This is a genomic window from Cytobacillus sp. FSL R7-0680, assembly GCF_038009245.1.
Lineage (GTDB): Bacteria > Bacillota > Bacilli > Bacillales > Cytobacillaceae > Cytobacillus > Cytobacillus kochii.
In genome coordinates this window covers 1,559,307-1,574,425 of the sequence record NZ_JBBPAO010000001.1, presented here as the reverse complement: position 1 = coordinate 1,574,425, position 15,119 = coordinate 1,559,307, and the positions used below count along the sequence as shown (strand labels likewise).

General features: G+C 35.9%; 16 protein-coding genes. 11 read left to right on the top strand and 5 right to left on the bottom strand.

Going from position 1 to position 15,119, the window contains the following annotated elements; genetic code table 11:
* The first annotated feature begins 21 nt into the window (after window positions 1-21).
* The 3 genes from cdaS to MKY26_RS07775 all read left to right on the top strand — a co-directional run bounded on the left by cdaS (window position 22) and on the right by MKY26_RS07775 (window position 3,150).
* Window positions 22-621 carry a sporulation-specific diadenylate cyclase CdaS gene (cdaS, locus tag MKY26_RS07785; RefSeq protein ID WP_095372991.1) on the top strand — a complete coding sequence of 200 codons (600 nt, stop codon included), beginning with the start codon at window positions 22-24 and terminating at the stop codon, window positions 619-621.
* A 71-nt stretch (window positions 622-692) separates the two neighbouring features.
* Window positions 693-2,294 (top strand): catalase, encoded by a 1,602-nt coding sequence (locus MKY26_RS07780; RefSeq protein ID WP_307313416.1) that lies wholly within the window; start codon window positions 693-695, stop codon window positions 2,292-2,294.
* A gap of 199 nt (window positions 2,295-2,493) precedes the next feature.
* Window positions 2,494-3,150, top strand: a complete 657-nt coding sequence (locus MKY26_RS07775) for an SOS response-associated peptidase (RefSeq protein ID WP_341094861.1) — start codon at window positions 2,494-2,496, stop codon at window positions 3,148-3,150.
* A gap of 38 nt (window positions 3,151-3,188) precedes the next feature.
* On the opposite strand, the gene MKY26_RS07770 is transcribed toward MKY26_RS07775, so the two are convergent.
* From MKY26_RS07770 to MKY26_RS07755, 4 genes are all read right to left on the bottom strand, one after another.
* Window positions 3,189-3,470 carry an iron-sulfur cluster biosynthesis family protein gene (locus tag MKY26_RS07770; RefSeq protein ID WP_157733957.1) on the bottom strand — a complete coding sequence of 94 codons (282 nt, stop codon included), beginning with the start codon at window positions 3,468-3,470 and terminating at the stop codon, window positions 3,189-3,191.
* A gap of 5 nt (window positions 3,471-3,475) precedes the next feature.
* Entirely contained in the window at window positions 3,476-3,670 is a 195-nt protein-coding gene (locus MKY26_RS07765) for a hypothetical protein (RefSeq protein ID WP_157733958.1), read from the bottom strand.
* Between the two features lie 275 nt (window positions 3,671-3,945).
* The gene (locus MKY26_RS07760) at window positions 3,946-4,083 is read right to left on the bottom strand and encodes a hypothetical protein (protein ID WP_180316959.1); all 138 of its coding nucleotides are present in this window, start codon (window positions 4,081-4,083) and stop codon (window positions 3,946-3,948) included.
* A gap of 26 nt (window positions 4,084-4,109) precedes the next feature.
* Window positions 4,110-4,256 (bottom strand): Fur-regulated basic protein FbpA, encoded by a 147-nt coding sequence (locus MKY26_RS07755; RefSeq protein ID WP_224938446.1) that lies wholly within the window; start codon window positions 4,254-4,256, stop codon window positions 4,110-4,112.
* Window positions 4,257-4,438: 182 nt separating this feature from the next.
* Between MKY26_RS07755 and MKY26_RS07750 the strand changes: the two genes are divergently transcribed.
* The 7 genes from MKY26_RS07750 (at window position 4,439) to MKY26_RS07720 (ending at window position 11,146) form a co-directional block, all read left to right on the top strand.
* Window positions 4,439-4,777, top strand: coding sequence for a MerR family transcriptional regulator (locus MKY26_RS07750; protein WP_095372996.1), 339 nt, complete (start codon window positions 4,439-4,441; stop codon window positions 4,775-4,777).
* A gap of 312 nt (window positions 4,778-5,089) precedes the next feature.
* Window positions 5,090-5,848, top strand: a complete 759-nt coding sequence (locus MKY26_RS07745; protein ID WP_322909485.1) for a threonine/serine exporter family protein — start codon at window positions 5,090-5,092, stop codon at window positions 5,846-5,848.
* Between the two features lie 28 nt (window positions 5,849-5,876).
* A complete protein-coding gene (locus tag MKY26_RS07740) occupies window positions 5,877-6,326 on the top strand; it encodes a threonine/serine exporter family protein (protein WP_095373663.1) in 450 nt (149 codons plus the stop codon).
* A 61-nt stretch (window positions 6,327-6,387) separates the two neighbouring features.
* Window positions 6,388-7,998, top strand: coding sequence for a glycoside hydrolase family 3 protein (locus MKY26_RS07735; RefSeq protein ID WP_341094833.1), 1,611 nt, complete (start codon window positions 6,388-6,390; stop codon window positions 7,996-7,998).
* A 73-nt stretch (window positions 7,999-8,071) separates the two neighbouring features.
* A complete protein-coding gene (locus MKY26_RS07730; RefSeq protein WP_341094825.1) occupies window positions 8,072-9,784 on the top strand; it encodes an ABC transporter ATP-binding protein in 1,713 nt (570 codons plus the stop codon).
* A 144-nt stretch (window positions 9,785-9,928) separates the two neighbouring features.
* The gene (locus MKY26_RS07725; protein WP_307313428.1) at window positions 9,929-10,795 is read left to right on the top strand and encodes a carbon-nitrogen hydrolase family protein; all 867 of its coding nucleotides are present in this window, start codon (window positions 9,929-9,931) and stop codon (window positions 10,793-10,795) included.
* A gap of 150 nt (window positions 10,796-10,945) precedes the next feature.
* The gene (locus MKY26_RS07720; protein WP_307313430.1) at window positions 10,946-11,146 is read left to right on the top strand and encodes a hypothetical protein; all 201 of its coding nucleotides are present in this window, start codon (window positions 10,946-10,948) and stop codon (window positions 11,144-11,146) included.
* Between the two features lie 180 nt (window positions 11,147-11,326).
* On the opposite strand, the gene MKY26_RS07715 is transcribed toward MKY26_RS07720, so the two are convergent.
* Entirely contained in the window at window positions 11,327-11,803 is a 477-nt protein-coding gene (locus MKY26_RS07715) for a hypothetical protein (protein WP_095373002.1), read from the bottom strand.
* Window positions 11,804-11,962: 159 nt separating this feature from the next.
* Here MKY26_RS07715 and MKY26_RS07710 point away from each other — a divergent pair, with 159 nt between their 5' ends.
* Complete coding sequence (locus tag MKY26_RS07710) at window positions 11,963-15,058, top strand: DEAD/DEAH box helicase (RefSeq protein ID WP_095373003.1); 3,096 nt, start codon at window positions 11,963-11,965, stop codon at window positions 15,056-15,058.
* Window positions 15,059-15,119 lie beyond the last annotated feature (61 nt).

The following is a 15,119-nucleotide window of genomic DNA, read 5'->3' as shown; positions in this document are numbered from 1 at the left end:
TCCCCGCGAAAGGAGAAAAAAATGCAATATGGTTTAGAAGACTACCAGAGCACACTTGAACAATATATAAAGGATATCGAGGCTCAGCTTTCTCACTTATCAAATATTAATATTGGCGTTGATTGTTGCATTTTAACCGAGTTTGAACAGCTCCAACAAATCGTGTCTGATGCCCATAATCTAACTGCGACTTATTACTTGCAGCATTATTTATCACCGTTTACAAACCATTTTTCTAGCATATCATTAGCGGGGCAAACACTATCGAACAAAGGTCACGGTGGCTTAATCATTATCGAGCGCGAAGTGGATGTTACGCCTTTTATCCATAATGGCATTCAAATCGATGCAAGGGTGAGTCAAGCTTTAATAGAAACGATTTTTTATCCAGGTGGTCCTGTACATGATGGAGGAACATTAATTCGTGGTGATATAATCATTTCAGCTGGAAATATTCTTCCTTTAACCAATATGGAAGTAGATGGGCGCGTTCTAGGTACACGACATCGGGCGGCCCTTGGTTTATCGGAACTTACAGATGCGGTTATCTTAGTTGTATCAGAAGAGTCTGGCCGTATTTCTTTTGCTTATAAAGGAGAGTTGTTTGTTGTTCGTCCATAAATTTATACATAGAAAATGTCTAACTTGTACATATTACTCAAGGAAAGGTATGTAAAAGGAGGCTTTTTTCTATGAATAATGATCATAATGGTGAAAATGAAAAATTCGAACAAGAAGAAACCTTGACTAACCGCCAAGGACATCCGGTTACTAATAATCAAAACATACGAACAGTAAGTAACAGAGGACCAGCGACACTAGAAAATTATGATTTTATTGAAAAAATTAGTCACTTCGACCGTGAGCGTATTCCAGAAAGGGTCGTGCATGCAAGAGGTGCTGGCGCTCATGGTTATTTTGAAGCGACAGGAATGGCAGGTGACGAACCAGTATCTAAATATACAAGGGCAAAACTTTTCCAAGAAAAAGGAAAGAAGACACCCGTGTTTGTTCGTTTTTCATCTGTTATCCATGGTGGTCACTCACCGGAAACACTTCGAGATCCGAGAGGGTTTGCAACAAAATTTTATACAGAAGATGGGAATTGGGACTTAGTAGGTAATAATTTAAAAGTATTTTTTATTCGGGATGCGATGAAGTTTCCTGACATGGTGCATGCATTTAAACCAGACCCATTAACCAATATTCAGGATGCAGAGAGGTTTTTTGATTTTTGTGCTAATTCACCTGAAAGTTTCCATATGGTCACATTTCTTTATTCACCTTGGGGGATACCGGCAAACTATCGCCAAATGCAAGGCTCGGGTGTGAATACATATAAATGGGTTAACGAAGAAGGGGAAGCGGTACTTGTAAAGTATCATTGGGAACCGAAGCAAGGGATTAAAAATTTAACACAAGAGGAAGCAGAACAGATTCAAGCAAAGAATTTTAATCATGCTACACAAGACTTATATGACGAAATTGAAAAAGAGAATTATCCTGAATGGGATTTTTTCGTTCAAATCATGAGTGATGATGCGCATCCAGAATTAGATTTTGACCCCTTGGATGATACAAAATTATGGCCGGAGGATCAATTTCCATGGCTTCATATTGGTAAGATGGTGTTAAATAAGAATCCGGAAGATTATTTTAATGAGGTCGAACAAGTTGCCTTCGGAACAGGGGTACTCGTTGATGGTCTTGATTTTTCTGATGATAAAATGTTGCAAGGTCGGACATTTTCTTATTCAGATACGCAAAGGTATCGTGTTGGACCTAACTACTTGCAATTACCTATTAATAAGCCGAAAACAAATCAAGCGACAAATCAGCGTGGAGGACAGATGTCTTACTATGTCGATAAAGCACCTGGTCAAAATCCGCATGTTAACTATGAACCTTCTAGTTTAGGTGGTTTAAAAGAATCAGAGCAATCCGGTAAAGAGCATACACCAAAAATCAGTGGTGAGCTCGTTCGAGAATCGATTGATCGTAATGATAATACAAAACAGGCTGGACATACCTTCCGTGAATTTGAGGACTGGGAAAAAGATGAATTGATATCAAACTTAGTGAATGATCTTTCCACATGTGCTAAGGTGTTACAAGATAAAATGATTACATTAGCTGAATCAGCGGATGATGAATATGGCAAGAGGCTAAGAGAAGGTTTAGCGAATGCTCGGAAAGAGGAAGGGATGCATAAAGGTCGTCCACTTGGTGATAAAGATGGCGATGACGCACCCGGACATGCTGAACAGATGGGGCATGATGCAGATCGTTATTAATGAAAGGAGGGCTTGTTGCCCTTCTTTTTATTTTATTGGAATTAAAAAGTAACTATGAGCGTTACTACTCACGTAATTAAGGTCATGAAAAAAGGTTGTTAGGGTAGAAAATAGATTTCTTTGGATTGCTCAGGCAGCTATATTTATACGGTTTTGAATATGAGTGGTATATGCTTTTAATAAGAAAGGGGTTGTCATCATGTGTGGTCGATTTACCTTATCTGAAGAAGTGTTCATTCTACAAAAAACATTTGAGTTTTATTATCATGATGAAGCGGATTTACCCAGGTATAATATTGCACCGGGGCAAAAAATTTTAACTATAGTAGAGGAGCAAGGAGAGAAAATTGGGAGGAAAATGACATGGGGTTTCATACCACCGTGGGCAAAAGCAAAACGTAATAGCACTTTAATTAATGCACGTGCAGAAACAGCGGATGAGAAACCTAGCTTTAAGCACTCTTTCCATACAAGGCGCTGTTTAGTCTTAGCTGATGGCTTTTATGAATGGAAGAAAATAGAAGGTGGTAAAAGCCAGCCTTTTCATTTTACATTGCTTGAAAATAAGCCGTTTGCGATGGCGGGAATCTGGAGCGAATATAGACAAGGGGACGAACTTTTTACATCATGTTGTATTTTAACCACAGCAGCAAATGAGATCATGTCGTCTGTTCATCATCGTATGCCAGTCATGTTAACAGGTAATGAAGGTGATAAGTGGATGTATAGCAAAGATAAACAACAGCTGAAATCATTATGCAAACCTTTTCAAAGTGAAGAAATGCAAATGGTTAAAGTCTCAGAATTGGTGAATTCTGTGCATAATGATTATCCTGAGCTACTGAATAGTTTATAATCTAAAAAAATTGTTCAAGAGCTCCTTCTTGAACAATTTTAGAATGGTTGTACGAGAGGATGTGGATGGCGTATAAAGAATCCACCATCGTTATAATCAATCATTGTATCCCGTAGATAAGGTAAATCTGTAGGGTGGTATATGACTTGCACTGAATCATGTGTATAGATAGCGTCTTGTGTTGTGATTGTATCGGTTAGTGTAAGATCATATTTTCGTTGGTTACAACAAGGGGTCGTAATTCGAAAGCGAATCATTACGTTGTCTTGACCGCTCCATTCTAAGAGTGCCTGTGTGGCCTCTTTTGTAATTGCAAACAAGTTACTCAACTCCTGTTTTTTTGCGCTCTGAATTTTATTAATTTCTCTTTGAAATGAGACCATCTCTTGATTCGAGTTGTGTTTTCATCATTTTCACGGGTTTGATAAAAAAGTGAACGATGAACTACATAATGTATAACTTCTTCAATGATAATTAATCCTACTAAAATACTTAAGGCAATAGTTAACCAAATTGGCAATTATAACCCTCCTAATAGTGGGAATATATTAATCAGTATGAGGAAAATCTGAGATGACTTTAATATTCATTTTATCATATTTTTCGTACAACATGGTTGTATATAAACAGAATGGCTGGATAAATAAAAAAAGAAACGAGCTCAATCGAAGACTATTACTAGAAATTGAGTTCGTTTCTTTATATATAAATGGTTACGTAAATAGGAATAAAATAATTAACATGTTCCATAATCTCTACATAATTAGTTAGAGAATTTAACAAAATAGCCCGATTTTAACTGTTTTGTACAAGGCGAAGAAGTTTATGAGCATCATCTCCTGTAAGAGCCGCATAATACTCCCATATCTCGTCTCTTAATAAGTCGAGTTCAATAATTTTTTTCGCTAATTGAACTGCTTCTTCATTTTCCATTTGTTAAATCCCCCAATTAATTTTGATTATTTAATTGATAAATGTTTTTTTGATAATCCCTCAAGTTCAGAGAGTGTTAAGCTTTGAAGTTTCTGATCGTGCAAACCGTATTCTTGTAATAACTTAATCAAATAATTTCGTTTCTTTTCTACCGCTTTACGTAAATATTGCATTTTTATCTGCTCCTTTAAATTGATGATGATGTCATTCTAAAACGTTTGTTATAAAAAATCATCTGAATTGTTAGATAATCTAACATGGTTTATTTTATGTTATTTTTTTTAACATAACTAGTGAAATTTTTTAACAATTCTGTATAATAGAAATAAAACCTTAAAAATAGGGTGGTCTGCAGATGGAAAATGAATGGTCATATAAGGAAAGAAAAGTCATTTCAATTGGCGCTGTTAGTGAACTTACTGGATTAAGCGAAAGACAAATTAGATACTATGAAGAACGGAAATTGATATTTCCTTCAAGGTCTGATCGTGGTAATCGCAAATATTCTTTTTCGGATGTAGAAAGGTTAATAGATATTGCAAATAAACGAGAAGAAGGTGTGAGAACAGATGAAATTCGCATGGAATATAAAAAAGAAAAGGTGAAAGAAGATCGCGAAACAAGAAAGAAAATGATACAAGGACAGCTCAATGCGAGATTTATGGGGCAAAATAATGGAAAGAGATTTAATTGATATTTGAAAAGAATAGATGGTGACAGGGTTCTTTTAAACAGGATGACGAAAGTAGTCTCCGTTTTTAAAGCCCTTTTTTTATATCGTAAGTTACAGAATAGGATGTTAATGGTATTCTGTTATATATGATGACATAAATACATATTCTATGAGAAATGAAGGCTGTCCCTCTATATTGCTTTTAGAAGGGATTATTAAAATAATTCTGTATTTCTGCTCAATACTTCCTTATTTTAACGAATTCGTATACGATGGATAAGCGTAATTGTGGACCTTCAGAATAAGGTTTTGACGACATGGAGGGATATTTCTTTGAGTAAAAATAATGAACATGTGTTTGAAGTAATTGAGCTTTGTTTATTAGCGGGTAAAATTATGCTGCAATCCGGAGCAGAGACATATCGAGTGGAAGACACAATGACGAGAATAGCGGAAGCATTAGGTATTCCTAATTCACATAGTTATGTTACTCCTACAGGAATTGTTTTTTCGACTGATGACACCAACCCAGCGAAATTAATCAGAATCTCAGAACGATCTACAGATCTATATAAGGTGACATTAGTAAATGGTGTATCGAGAAAAGTAAGTAATGGCGAACTGACAAGACAAGAAGCATTTGAAAAGTTAATGGAAATTGAAAAGGCAAATTATACATTTCCAATTTATCAACAGGTACTTGCAGCGGCTATTGCTAGTGCTTGTTTTATGATTATGTTTTTAGGCCAGTGGCATGATTTTTTTCCTGCCTTTATTACTGGTGGTGTTGGTTTCCTTTCTTTTATTTTTTTGCAGAGAGTAGTGCAAATTCGCTTCTTTTCTGAATTTCTTGCTTCTCTAATTATTGGTGTGATCTCGATGCTTTTTGTCAAAATCGGAATAGGCGAACAACTGGATAAAATCATTATTGGCTCGGTCATGCCACTCGTACCTGGATTACTGATTACTAATGCTGTGAGAGATTTGATGGCGGGGCATCTTGTTTCAGGGTTATCCAAGGGCGCAGAAGCGTTTTTAACGGCATTTGCTATAGGTGCTGGGGTGGCCGTTGTCTTTGCAACAATGAGTTAAATGAAAGTGAGGTGCGAAATACATGACAATGGTTATTACACATTTGTTTACAAGTTTTATTGCGGCAGCATCGTTCGGTGTCATTTTTAATGCGCCAAGAAAATCATTATTGCGTTGTGGGTTTGTTGGTATGATTGGCTGGATCATCTATATAATTCTTGTGAACAATCATTATGATGCGATCCCCGCTTCGTTAATTTCTGCAGTGTTCATTTCAGCAATTAGTCATATTTTCGCAAAAATCTATCGCACGCCAATAATTATCTTTAGTGTTGCTGGTATAATTCCATTGGTTCCAGGTGGTATTTCCTATGATGCAATGAGACATTTTGTGTTAAATGATTATAATATGGCCATCCAATTGGCAGCAAAGGCATTTATGATATCAGGTGCGATTGCGGTGGGACTTGTCATTGCAGAAGTGTTTTTTCAATTGTTTATGAAAGCAAAACATAAAATAACGTCCAGAAACACATAATAGAGAGGAGGTGCGCATAGCACCTCTTTTCTATTAATTAATGAAAAGATGTGAATGCAGGATGAGGCGTGTCATATTTTGTATTTGTTTTATGTTTCTATTGCAAAATGCATTGGGGGTTCAAGCTCTAACTATAGAAAAAGCGAACGTACCACAGCAACTCCATGAAATGAGTTTAGAGGAAAAAATAGGGCAAATGTTGATGATAGATTTTAATCAAACAGTCGGGAGCGGACAAATAGGTGTAAATGATTCAATTATTCGGGTAATAGACCAAATCCAACCTGGTGGGATCATTTTTTTTAAGGAAAATATTCAATCGATGGAACAAACAAAGCGATTTACAATGGAATTACAGCATCGCAATCGTGGAATTCCTTTCTTAATAGGTGTAGATCAAGAAGGTGGGGAAATTGTGAATAGACTCCCTTTCTTAACAGAAATGCCAGGAAATATGGCATTAGGAGCTAGTAGTGATCTTGGACTTACCAAGCGTGTCGCCTCAGTATTAGGACAGGAGTTGGATTCACTAGGGTTTAATATGAACTTCGCACCTGTGGTTGATATGAATAGTAATCCTTTAAATCCGATCGTAGGTGTCCGCTCTTTTGGGGAAAATCCATACTTAGTTGCAAAAATGAGTGCAGCTTTTATGGAGGGGCTCCATGAAGCAGGAATATTTGCTGTAGCAAAGCATTTCCCGGGTCATGGTGATGTAACGGTTGATTCTCATAAAGGGTTACCCACTGTGTCTAAATCTATCGAGCAATTAAAGAAAAATGAGCTCATACCTTATCGATTTTTAATAGATAATGGTATTCAATCCATTATGACTGCTCATATTGCTTTTCCAGCTATTGAGAAGTCAATATATCCAGCATCGCTATCTCACGCTATAACAACGAATCTTCTGCGGCAAAGTTTTGGGTTTAATGGAGTAGTTATAACAGATGCCCTAAATATGCAAGCGGTAGCGAGCACTTTTACAGCAGCTGATGCCGCTATTTCAGCTGTTAATGCTGGTGCAGATATATTATTAATGCCAACGGAAGCATTAACTGTTAAGCGGGCACTAATAAATGCCGTCAAAACAGAGGTTATTAGTGAGGAAAGAATTGATTTATCTGTGCTAAGGATTCTAAAATTGAAAGCACAGTTATTTAAAGAGCATAACACGATTGATGTCATACGATCTAAAGAACATCTTAAGGTAGAAAAAGAAGCGGCTGAAAAAGGGATTACAATTATAAAACGCGATGAAACGCTCCCGATTCAAAAAAATGAGAGGGTAGCATTCATAGATGATGGCAGTAATCATCAATCGAACAAACTGTTAACAGAAATGTTAGTTAATGCGGGAATCACCGTTACAACAGAAGAAGAGGCAGAACGACTCATTTATATTTTACATCATAAAAAAGACGCGTTATTGAATAACAACCTACAAAAAGAAAAGAAGCCAATAATAGTGATTTCGACTACAACTCCTTATCACTATGAACAATGGGAATTTGTACAAGGATTTATTTCTACATTTAGTCAATCGAGAGCTAGTATACAGGCAGTAAGTGATTATCTTATAGGGGAATTGTTAGCAACAGGATGTTTACCAGTTTCAATATACGATTCAACAGGAAAAGTGATTGTAATGAGCGAACAGGAATGTAAATAAAGGAAAAAGGTATTGTAACTTTTATCTTCGAAGCATATAATCCAAGATATATTTTGAAAGTTAGGAGAATAGCATGTTTAGAAGATTTTTCACTTATTATTTACCTCATAAAAGACTATTTATTATTGATTTTAGTTGTGCAATTATCGTTGCTCTACTAGAATTAGCTTTTCCATTAGCTGTTAGTTGGTTTGTAGATGAATTACTACCAACCAACAATTGGTCGATGATTGTTGCGGTTAGTGCGGGTTTGTTTGCTCTTTATTTTACGAGTACTGGGCTACAGTTTGTTGTTAACTACTGGGGACATAAACTTGGTATTAATATTGAAACAGATATGAGACAGCAACTATTTACACATGTGCAGAAGCAATCTTTTCGTTTCTTTGATAATACGAAAACCGGTCATATTATGAGCCGGACAACCAACGACTTAATGGATATTGGTGAGTTAGCCCACCATGGACCAGAAGACCTTTTTATTGCAGCGATGACTTTTGTCGGCGCTTTTTGGATCATGTTAACAATTAATGTGAAGCTTGCGCTAGTAGCAATATTTATTGTACCGTTCCTTGTATGGCTCATTGCATATTGTAATATTTCTATGAATAAAGCTTGGAGAAGAATGTATACAGAAATTGCCGAAGTGAATGGTAGGGTTGAAGATAGTGTTTCTGGTGCCCGTGTTGTTCAGTCTTTTACGAATGAAGATTTTGAAATTGAAAGATTTACAAAGGATAATAGAAGGTTTCGTTCGGCTAAACTTCGTGGCTATAAAGTCATGGGGATCACATTATCTGGCGTCTATTTCCTCACGAGAGTGTTAATTCTGTCTGTTTTAGTTTTTGGTGCTTGGTTAGCTTTCAATAATCAGTTAGCACCAGGAGAGTTGGTCGCTTTTGTATTGTATGCTAATCTTTTATTAAAGCCGATTGATAAAATTAGTGCGTTAATGGAGCTCTATCCAAAAGGAATGGCAGGGTTCAAGCGTTTCACCGAAATGATTGATCAAGAACCAGATATAAATGATAAGCCTGATGCAATAGAAGTTGATTCATTACAAGGGAATATTACCTTTAACGATGTCACATTCGGGTACAATGATACTCAAAAAGTTTTACAAGAGTTGAATTTTTATGTTCAATCTGGACAAACGGTTGCCTTTGTTGGTCCTTCAGGCGCTGGGAAGTCTACGATTTGTTCATTAATACCTAGATTTTATGATGTTGATAAAGGAGCCATCACGATTGATGGTATCAACATTCAAGATATGACGAAAAACTCTTTAAGAAATCAAATTGGTATCGTTCAACAAGATGTCTTTTTGTTTACAGGCACTATTAAAGAGAATATTGCTTATGGCAAGTTGGATGCAACGGAAGAGGAAATCATATTAGCAGCAAGTAAAGCCCACCTAACGCAATGGATTGATACGTTACCTGATGGTTTCGAGACACAAGTTGGCGAGAGAGGGTTGAAACTTTCTGGGGGACAAAAGCAACGTTTAGCCATTGCGAGAATGTTTTTGAAAAATCCACCGATTTTAATCTTAGATGAAGCCACTTCAGCACTTGATACCGAAACTGAAAAACTCATCCAGTCGGCCTTAACTGAGTTATCTAAAGACAGAACGACACTTGTTATAGCCCATAGATTTGCCACGATTAAAAATGCCGATAAAATCATGGTTGTAACTGAAGATGGTATAACCGAAGAAGGAACTGAAGAAGAGTTACTCGCTCTTGAAGGGATATTTGCGAACCTACATCATGTGCAGTACCAATAAATAAAGGTTGTCAAAGTGAAAAATATTTATCATAATAAAAGTTATGAGAAAATTAAAGAAAGACTTGACTTGTTTACCCGGTAGAAAGAATGCGGCTTTTCTTTCTCTGGGTTTTATTATGCCCAAAAGATAAGGAGGATGACAATGAAGATGAGAGTTTCTAGTGTGCAGTATCATTTGCATACGATTCGTTCGTTTGAGGATTTTGCTCGACAATGCAAACACTATATTCTTACTGCAAAAGAGTTTGATTCTGAGTTTGTATTGTTTCCAGAATTTTTTACTACTCAATTACTATCAATTGGTAGTGAAACGGGTGAGAGTTTATCCATTGCAGAATTACCAGGTTTTACGAAACAATATCAATCGCTGTTTACTCAATTAGCTGCTGAAACAAATATGCATATTATTGCAGGGACTCACGTAATCAGGCGAAATAATCGTCTTTATAATATGGCCCATCTTTTTTACCCGGATGGAAGGATAGAAGAACAAGCAAAGCTTCATTTGACACCCACTGAAATATATGAATGGGGCATAACAAAGGGTGAGGACTTAAGAGTTTTCGATACAGAAAAAGGTAGGATTGCGATTCTTACATGTTATGACATAGAATTTCCTGAGATTGTCCGTATGGCAGTAGCGAAAGGGGCAGATGTTATTTTTTGCCCATCGTGTACAGATGACCGCCATGGTTTTCATCGCGTCAGATATACTTCTCACGCAAGAGCAATCGAAAATCAAATCTATGTAGTAGGTGCAGGGACGGTGGGATCACTTCCCACAGTTGATTTTATGCGTGCAAATTTTGGACAAGCAGCTATCATGACACCAAACGATATACCCTTTCCTCCGCAAGGTGTTTTAGCAGAGGGGGAATTAAATAATGATATGATTATTACAGCAGACATCGATCTTCATTTATTGGATGAAGTAAGAAAAAAAGGATCTGTTACAACTTGGCGTGACCGGAGAACGGATTTATATTATGATTGGGAAAAGGCAAGATAGGATTATTGAACATGTCATTGGTTTTCCACTAAGAACTGTGAGTATGTGTCCATATTTAGGGAGAACCTTGAGATAAACAAACGAGTTAAAACTCAGTAACAGATAAAAATAGGATTGGATTAAATTATGGTTTCGATAGGCGGTGTTGTGGTGAAAAAATATCCTGGCTTTCTTCTTATATTTATAGGTATTGTTTTACTCTATTTTTCCTTTAAACTAGATGTTTCGCCAATCGTAGCGATTCTATTATTGCTTTCAAGTTTAATCGCTAATATCGTAGGTACGGTTGTATTAATAAAGCTAATTATTACAATTCAAAGGAAAGCAGCCGAATTGAATAAAGAAGAATGATTAGAAGGGTTCGCTCTATGTTCGAACTACCTTACGAGTGTGGTGCTGAGAAATCAATTAAGGGCAAACACTTAATGAATATATATGAGTGCCAAAGGATAGAAAAAGTCAGTCCCGTATATGAGTGTTAACGGGACTGACTTTTTCTTTTTATCTATCGTCTTTATAAGTTTATCTCTACTATTCAATCTCCATCTTTTTTTCTGTACCATCAGCAAATATACGGTATTCTTCAATTTTCTGCTCATCGTTTACATAATAGAGTGCTGCACTTCTAATATTTTTGTTATCATCAAAATCAAAGTATATAATGGCCTCTAATTGTTTATTTTTTAACGCATCCATATCGACGAGCTGATAATCAGCATCTAATGAATAATGTTCATCATGTTTAAAATCATAGCGAAAAGAGGGTAAGCCGTACATATCATCATTCATTTTTTGATCAGGCTGACCAAACTGATCGATTACGTCTTGTTCTGTCAGGTCGCTATGTAGTTTATCTTTTAATGTCGAAACGATATTTGCTTGTTCTTGAGTAGTCACATTTTCAACTGTAGTATCCTTTGCTGCCACCGGTTCCCCATTTGGTACCGCAGTTAAGTTCAGAAATAGGACGAATGTTAGGACGGATAAGGAAAGTATAAACTTAAACATTTAATCTCCTCCGTTTATATTTTCTGTTGCTACTATTCATATTTCCTTTTATACACTTTCAAAACATCAATTCAACAATTAATAGAAAGTTTTTGCTATACAATCTTTATGTATAGGTTTGTTATAATAGAAGAACATTTGAAAAAAGGAGCATGATTTGTGGAATTGAACCTCACTGACAAGATGATTATTGAAAGATGTGGAGCTGTTTCTTATAAGCGCGGTAAAGCTTTTTTCTCTGCAGGGAAAGTCAACTTTATAATAGAAGAAGAAAACAAAATCTATGCAGTTGTTAAAAGCGGAGAACACTTCAATGTAGAAGTAGAACGGATAGATGGTGAGATACAATCAAAGTGTAGTTGCCCTCAACTCTCTTCTTATCGTAAAGAATGTCAGCATCTAGCAGCTGTTTATATTGCCTGTCAAAAAAAGAACAGAGTGAGAGCGGACTCAGATGCGAATCAACTATTCTCCTTATTTGCAAAAGAGATTCCGGAAGTAAATGAACAAGCCCATTTTGAGTATAGAAAAAAATTAGATATACATATACAATGCTGTACGGTGACATGGAAAAATGAAGCAAGGCTAGCGATATCATTTATCTATCAAGGTCTACCTATTTCGTCCCCTCTCGATTGGTTCCGTTCCTTTATGGAAGGAAGGGTTTACAAAGAAAGTAATGGATTTCTATTGGATGCTACTAAACATTATTTAGCCGAGCCAATCGTCAATATTATGCAACTATTAGAGAATGCAGAAAGAAAGCACGAATGGTTATTCATTCCTTCATTAACTTGGGAAAAAGTAATGGAGAACATCATTCAGTTAGAAAATAGTCACTTTAAAGAAGAGAACAAACAGTTACAAACGATGAGATTAACAGATCAACCTTTACCCATCATTTTTGAACTCTCTTATAACGAAGAAGAAAATATGGCTATTTTATCTTACAATCATAATGATTCTTTTCAGCTTTTACCATATTATCAAGCTGTATATAAAGAGGGATGCTTTTATCATTGGCCTAAACATGACTTTAGACGTTTAACTGAATTGTTAAAGATGATGCAGGAAGATAAAAAATTGATGATTGCTGATGAACAAATCTCATTTTTCTTAAATAAAGTAGTGCCTGGGTTAAAGAGGCTTGCGACCATAACCATAGCTGATACGATTAAAAAGCAATATATGCAAGCCCCCTTAGTGGCAAAGCTTTATTTAGATCGCTTAAATCATAAATTATTAGCTAGTCTGGAGTTTCATTACGGCAAATTAAGTTTTAATCCATTAGATGACGAAAAAGCTAAAAAGGTTCTATTTAGAAATAAAGAAGACGAGGAGCAAATCCTCTCTTTAATGGAACAGGCCTCTTTTACAAAAACGGATGAAGGTTATTATATTCAAAATGAAGAATTGGAATATCATTTTTTAATGCATATTTTACCTGATTTACAAGAGCATGTACGTATATACACGACTACAGCCATAAAGATGAGGATTGATAAAGGTAAAACGCGTCCAGTTATTAGAGTGAAAATGAAAAAAGATCGAATGAATTGGCTGCAATTTAAATTTGATATTGAAGGAATTCCTGAGCAAGAAATTAAAGAAATCCTAACTGCAATTGAACATAAAAGAAAATACTATCGCCTCAAGAACGGGGCATTATTATCATTAGAAACAGAAGATTATCAACAAATTAAGGCTTTTTTGAACGAAGTACCTCTGCAAGCTGAAAATTGGAGTGAAACGACACTTGTACGTGGCTTACAGCTTATTGCAAAAACGAAGGAAGAAACGATTGCCTTTGAAGCATCTATAAGAAATTTTCTTCAAGATTTTAAAAATCTTAACGAAGATGACTACCCTCTACCAGGGAATTTTTCGTCCATATTAAGGCCTTATCAAATAGAAGGTTATCAGTGGATGAGAAAGCTGGCAGAAAACCAATTTGGTGGAATTTTAGCAGACGATATGGGGCTTGGGAAAACGGTACAAGCGATTACTTTCATCTATTCTTATATAGATGAAATAAGACATAAACAGTCACCTGCTCTTATTGTATGCCCCTCATCCGTACTTTACAATTGGTTACAAGAATGGATGAAGTTTGTACCGGATATGAAAGTTGTGATTTTAGATGGCAAACAGAGCGAAAGACAATTAATACGTAAAGATATTCATGTAGCAGACGTAGTTATTACATCATATACGTTAATAAGGAAAGACATTCATTGGTTGAAAAATGAACGTTTCCACACGATTATCTTTGATGAAGCACAAAGTTTTAAAAACCCATTAACAGAAACACATAAATCTGTAAAACAATTATCATCACAATATAAGTTTGCACTAACAGGTACACCGATAGAAAATGCAATCGAGGACTTATGGTCTGTCTTTCATATTATCTTCCCAGATTTATTTCTCGGCTTACAACAATTTAGTGAACTAAATAACGCTGCGATTGCCCGAATAATTCAACCTTTTGTTTTACGAAGAATGAAAACAGAGGTATTGGAAGAGCTTCCAGTTAAGGAAGAAAAAATCGAAAGAATAGATTTATATAAAGAACAACAAAAAATTTACTTAGCGTATCTAGCCAAATTGAAAGAAGATACATTAAAGCATTTAGATAAACGGACGTTAAGGAAAAATCGTATTAGAATTTTAGCAGGACTAACGAGGTTAAGACAGTTATGTTGTCACCCGGCATTATTTGTAGAAGGCTATCAGGGACGCTCAGCTAAACTAGATCATTTATTGACTTTATTACAAGAAGCAAAACAGGCGAATCGCCGTGTGCTCATTTTCTCTCAATTTACGAGCATGCTTGAAATTATCAGTAGTGAACTCTCCTTTCAAGGGAAAGAATTCTTTTATTTAGATGGTCATACAACCGCAAAGGAAAGAGTAGAAATGTGTGAACGGTTCAATAGCGGGGAAAAGAATCTTTTTCTGTTATCATTAAAAGCTGGTGGTACTGGTTTGAATTTAACAGGTGCAGACACTGTTATTTTATATGACACATGGTGGAATCCAGCAGTTGAAAGCCAGGCAGCGGACCGTGCCTACCGCATCGGTCAAAAAAAAGATGTCGTTGTCGTGAAATTAATTGCTAAAGGTACGATTGAGGAAAGAATGGAAGAAATGCAGTATCGCAAAAAAGATTTAATTCATACAATTCTTGACCGGGAAACAGAAGACTTTCTTACGGAAGAGGATCTATTACATCTTTTAGATATAAGAGACTAATGGGTCTCTTTTTTTTGTTTCTGGTCTCTTGCTTAGGTGTTATAAAGGCAAGTAATATTCC

What these genes read in the sequence shown, in the direction of transcription:
- MKY26_RS07715 (WP_095373002.1), bottom strand. Translation starts at nt 11,803, where the DNA reads ATGTTTAAGTTTATACTTTCCTTATCCGTCCTAACATTCGTCCTATTT.
- MKY26_RS07725 (WP_307313428.1), top strand. Translation starts at nt 9,929, where the DNA reads ATGAAGATGAGAGTTTCTAGTGTGCAGTATCATTTGCATACGATTCGT.
- MKY26_RS07750 (WP_095372996.1), top strand. Translation starts at nt 4,439, where the DNA reads ATGGAAAATGAATGGTCATATAAGGAAAGAAAAGTCATTTCAATTGGC.
- MKY26_RS07730 (WP_341094825.1), top strand. Translation starts at nt 8,072, where the DNA reads ATGTTTAGAAGATTTTTCACTTATTATTTACCTCATAAAAGACTATTT.
- MKY26_RS07740 (WP_095373663.1), top strand. Translation starts at nt 5,877, where the DNA reads ATGGTTATTACACATTTGTTTACAAGTTTTATTGCGGCAGCATCGTTC.
- MKY26_RS07735 (WP_341094833.1), top strand. Translation starts at nt 6,388, where the DNA reads ATGAGGCGTGTCATATTTTGTATTTGTTTTATGTTTCTATTGCAAAAT.
- cdaS (WP_095372991.1), top strand. Translation starts at nt 22, where the DNA reads ATGCAATATGGTTTAGAAGACTACCAGAGCACACTTGAACAATATATA.
- MKY26_RS07780 (WP_307313416.1), top strand. Translation starts at nt 693, where the DNA reads ATGAATAATGATCATAATGGTGAAAATGAAAAATTCGAACAAGAAGAA.
- MKY26_RS07755 (WP_224938446.1), bottom strand. Translation starts at nt 4,256, where the DNA reads ATGCAATATTTACGTAAAGCGGTAGAAAAGAAACGAAATTATTTGATT.
- MKY26_RS07760 (WP_180316959.1), bottom strand. Translation starts at nt 4,083, where the DNA reads ATGGAAAATGAAGAAGCAGTTCAATTAGCGAAAAAAATTATTGAACTC.
- MKY26_RS07775 (WP_341094861.1), top strand. Translation starts at nt 2,494, where the DNA reads ATGTGTGGTCGATTTACCTTATCTGAAGAAGTGTTCATTCTACAAAAA.